This window comes from Asanoa sp. NPDC050611 (genome assembly GCF_040654855.1).
In the GTDB taxonomy this organism is placed as follows: Bacteria; Actinomycetota; Actinomycetes; order Mycobacteriales; family Micromonosporaceae; genus Asanoa.
Genome location: NZ_JBFAIU010000478.1, coordinates 1 through 4,447 on the forward strand (window position 1 = coordinate 1; position 4,447 = coordinate 4,447).

3 protein-coding genes are annotated in these 4,447 nt (G+C 73.1%); 2 read left to right on the plus strand and 1 reads right to left on the minus strand.

Annotation, left to right across the window (positions count from 1 at the left end):
* Positions 1-349, plus strand: a 349-nt coding sequence (locus AB0H87_RS38560; RefSeq protein ID WP_360157709.1) for an SIMPL domain-containing protein, incomplete at its 5' end; no start/stop codon positions are given.
* Positions 350-578: 229 nt separating this feature from the next.
* On the opposite strand, the gene AB0H87_RS38565 is transcribed toward AB0H87_RS38560, so the two are convergent.
* A complete protein-coding gene (locus tag AB0H87_RS38565) occupies positions 579-1,523 on the minus strand; it encodes a DUF2267 domain-containing protein (protein ID WP_360157712.1) in 945 nt (314 codons plus the stop codon).
* Between the two features lie 170 nt (positions 1,524-1,693).
* Here AB0H87_RS38565 and AB0H87_RS38570 point away from each other — a divergent pair, with 170 nt between their 5' ends.
* Entirely contained in the window at positions 1,694-4,213 is a 2,520-nt protein-coding gene (locus AB0H87_RS38570; RefSeq protein ID WP_360157715.1) for an ATP-dependent Clp protease ATP-binding subunit, read from the plus strand.
* The last annotated feature ends 234 nt before the right edge of the window (positions 4,214-4,447 follow it).

Sequence of the window (4,447 nt, forward strand, 5' to 3'; positions counted from 1 at the left end):
CACGAACATCTACGAGGTGGAGGGGCTGGGGGTCGACCTCGGGGCGGGGGGCGCCTACGCGGTCGACGGGGTGGACTTCGACGTCGTCGCCAAGCGCGAGCTGCGGGCCGAGGCCCGCCGCAAGGCCGTCGCGGCCGCGCGGGGCAAGGCCGAGCTCTACGCCGAGGCGGCCGGCGTCCGGCTCGGCGCCGTGCTGCACATCGAGGACGTCGACCCCGACCGGGTCGGCCCGGAGCGCTACCGCAGCCACAGTTCCGCCCAGGCCGACGCGTCCGATCAGGACCTGGCTCCCGGCCACGTCGTGGTCTCCGCGGCCGTGACGCTGGGCTTCGACCTCGCCCGCGACTGAGGTCCGCTACGGGGTGAGCCGGGCGTTGGTCAGCGGGATCGTGCCGTCAGGGACCCGACCACGTTGTCGGCGCCGGCCACCGGTAGCGCGCGCTTGGCCGTCTGATGTGGATCCACGTTGACCCCGGCGCCCGAACCCTGGCCGCCGGTGTCGCGTCGGAACGGTTGAACGCGGCGGCCCGCGACTCCTGCCACCGCAGCATCGCGGTGCCCGCGAACGCGGGCGCGAGCTAGCCGGCCATCCCGCCCGCCGCGTCGGCGATCGCCGTGTCGACGCGGTGGGCCAGCGCCACGTCCGACTCGGTCACGGTGCCGGTCGACGCGGTGTACGCCGTGAGGGTAGCCGTGTCCGCCGACGGGCGGGCGATGTGCGGCGCGCGGCCCGTCTCGCGCAACCGCTCGATCCACGGCAGCACGCGGTCGAGGTTGTCCGGCGGCAGCTCGATCGTCCGGCTGATCGCCCGGTGGTCACCGTCCCACTCCGGCAGGTCGCGCAGCGCGGCCACGACGTCCGCGTCGCTCAGCGGCAGCGGGCGGCCCGGCGTCGTGCGGTCCTCCGCCGGCAGCGGGTCGGCCAGCGACCGCAGCTCCGGCGGGAGCGGCAGGTCCAACCCGGCGTCGCCGAGCACCGCGAAGACCGCCTGCACCTTGACCCTTATCTGCTCGGGTCGACGTTCCACCAGCCGGCCGACCTCGCGCAGGAACATGGTCAGGTCGCGCTCCGGTGGGCCGGCCAGCGCGCGCGGCACCTCCAGCTCCCCGGGCAGGCTCGCGACCAGGCGCTTCCCGTCGGGGTCGTCGAGCGAGCGGGCGGTGACGCCGACCACCGCGCGGGTCAGCTCCTTGGCGTCCGCGAACGGGTCACCCGTCAGCCGCGCGATCTCGCCGACCAGCTCGCGGTAGCGCAACCGGGGGCCGGCCCCCGCATCGGTCGAGGCGTCCGGAACAGGTGAGCGGCGCGGCCACTCCTCGGCCCGCGTACCCGGTGCGACGATCTGCTCCGCACCGGCCACCGGCTTGTGGCGGCCCGCCTGCGGTGGCCCGGACCGGCGTTTCTCCGGCTGGTGCTCCTGCTGCTTCGAGGCACCCAGCGTGACGCCCTCCGCGCTGGGCCTGCGGTCGGCGCGCCGCGCCTCGCGGGCCAGCTGGCGGCGACGCCGGTTGTCGCCTTCCATCTCTTTCGGGGCCATGGTGTGGGGTGCCCGCTGCACCCCGGGCTACACCACCCGGATCATGCGCTTTCGACTCACTCGTACCGCGGGTCCCGGGTGACGCGCGCGACGGTTTGCCCGCCCGGTGAACGGGTAGGCGCCGCGAATCGCGGTTTCGACCCGAGGAGAGTGAGATGTCGACCGGTTTCTGGGGTAGTGGGCCATTCGGCGGCGACCCGTTCGACGAGTTCATGGCCCAGTTCCTTTCCCCCGGCCAGCCCCGGGCCCGACTCGATCTGGGCAAGGTGATGAGCCAGGACGCCCGCGAGCTGTTGCAAGCGGCTGCCGGCGAGGCCGCCCAGCTCGGCAGCACGGACCTCGACACCGAGCACCTGCTCTGGGCGATGACCCAGCGGCCGCCGCTCAACGAGCTGCTGGCCCGGGCCGGCGCCGACCCGGCCACCCTGGCCGGCGAGATCGAGCAGCGCGACCGGCGCGGCACCTCGATCGAGGGTCCGCCGGCGCTGACCCCCGCGGCCAAGCGGGCGTTGCTGCAGGCGCACCAGATCTCGCGGCGGCTCGGTGCCTCGTACCTCGGTCCTGAGCACATCCTGCTGGCGTTGACTCTCAACCAGGAGACCGAGGCCGGCCGGCTGCTGGCGATGCACGGGATCAACCCGGAGTCGCTGCAGGCCGCGTCCCGCCCGGGCACCACGACCGCGCCGGGCCGGGCGCCGCAGCAGCAGGAGACCGGCACTCCCACGCTCGACCAGTACGGACGGGACCTGACCGCGATGGCCCGGGAGGGGCGCATCGACCCGGTGATCGGGCGCGCCGACGAGATCGAGCAGTGCGTCGAGGTGCTGGCCCGGCGCACCAAGAACAACCCGGTGCTGATCGGCGAGGCCGGCGTCGGCAAGACCGCGATCGTGGAGGGGCTGGCACAGCGGATCGTCGACGGCGAGGTGCCACGGACGCTGGACGGCAAGCGGCTGGTCCAGCTCGACGTGACCGGCCTGGTCGCCGGCACCCGCTACCGCGGCGACTTCGAGGAGCGCCTGAAGAACCTGCTCGACGAGGCGCGCACCCACAGCGACGACCTGGTCGTGTTCATCGACGAGATCCACACGGTGGTCGGCGCGGGCGCCGGCGAGGGCGCCACGGACGCCGCGCAGATCCTCAAGCCCGCGCTGTCCCGCGGCGAGCTGCACGCGGTCGGGGCGACCACATTGGACGAGTATCGCCGCTACATCGAGAAGGACGCGGCGCTGGAGCGGCGGTTCCAGCCGATCCTGGTGCCGGAGCCGAGCGTCGAGGACACCATCGAGATCCTGCGCGGCCTGCGCGACCGTTACGAGGCCCACCACGGCGTACGGTTCACCGACGAGTCCCTGATCGCGGCGGCGGAGCTGTCCGACCGCTACCTGTCGGACCGGTTCCTCCCCGACAAGGCGATCGACCTCATCGACCAGGCCGGCGCCCGGGTGCAGCTGCGCAGCCGGTCGGTGGCCAAGGACGAGCGCGAGCTGGAGCAGAAGATCGACCAGCTCTGCCGCGACAAGGACCAGGCCGTGGCGGCCGAGCTGTTCGAGCGGGCGAGCGAGCTGCGGGACCAGGTCGCGGAGCTGCGCAAGCAGAAGGACGAGCGCGACGGTGTGCACGGTGCGCACGTGCCGGAGGTGACGGCCGAGGACATCGCCGAGGTCGTCTCCCGGGCCACCGGCATCCCCGCCCGGCAGCTGTCGGAGGAGGAGAAGGAGCGCCTGGCCAACCTGGAGCAGCGGCTGCACGAGCGGCTCGTCGGCCAGGACGAGGCGGTACGCGTGGTCGCGCAGGCGATCCGCCGGTCGCGCACCGGGCTCGGCGACCCGAACCGGCCGATCGGCAGCTTCCTGTTCCTCGGCCCGACCGGCGTCGGCAAGACCGAGCTGGCCCGGGCGCTGGCCGAGACGCTGTTCGGCAACCAGGAGAAGATGATCCGGCTCGACATGAGCGAGTTCCAGGAGCGGCACACGGTCAGCCGCCTCGTCGGCGCCCCGCCCGGGTACGTCGGCTACGAGGAGGCCGGGCAGCTCACGGAGGCGGTGCGGCGCAGCCCGTACGCGGTGATCCTGCTCGACGAGATCGAGAAGGCGCATCCGGACGTGTTCAACCTGCTCCTGCAGGTGCTCGACGACGGCCGGCTGACCGACAGCCAGGGCCGCACGGTCAACTTCAAGAACACCGTGCTGATCATGACGAGCAACCTGGGCTCCGAGCTGATCACGGCGGAGCAGCCGTCGGTCGGCTTCGCGACGGCGGGCAGCGGCGACGCGGAACGCGACCTGCGGGACCGGATCACCCGGCGGCTGCGCGAGGAGCTGCGGCCGGAGTTCCTGAACCGGATCGACGAGATCGTCATCTTCCGGCGGCTGGAGCCGGAGCAGCTCGTCCAGATCACGGACCTGATGCTGGAGCAGACCCGGCGCCGCATGCACGGCCAGGACATCACGACGGAGTTCAGCCCGGCGGCGATCCGGTGGCTGGTGGACCGGGGCTACGAGCCCGCGTACGGCGCGCGCCCGATGCGCCGGACGATCCAGCGCGAGGTCGACAACCGCCTGTCGGAGATGCTCCTGGACGGCCGCCTGTCGCGAGGCCAGAAGGTCACCGTCGACGAACGCGACGGCCAGCTCGCCTTCGACGTGGAATCACCGGTCACCACACCGGGCTGAAGCAGCCCTCCCGCGGTCACCCGATCGGGTGGCCCGGCCGCGCGCCTCCATCCGTCGGGGACCGCCCTCGGGAAATGCTGGGACCCGGCGGAAGGAGACGGCGATGGCGACGTACGTCTACCGCTGCCCGCGGGACGGCGAGTTCGAGGTGCGGATCCCGCTCGGTGCGGCCACCACCACCATCCCTTGTGTACGGTGCGCGGACGCCGCGGAACGGGTCTGGTCCGCCGCGGC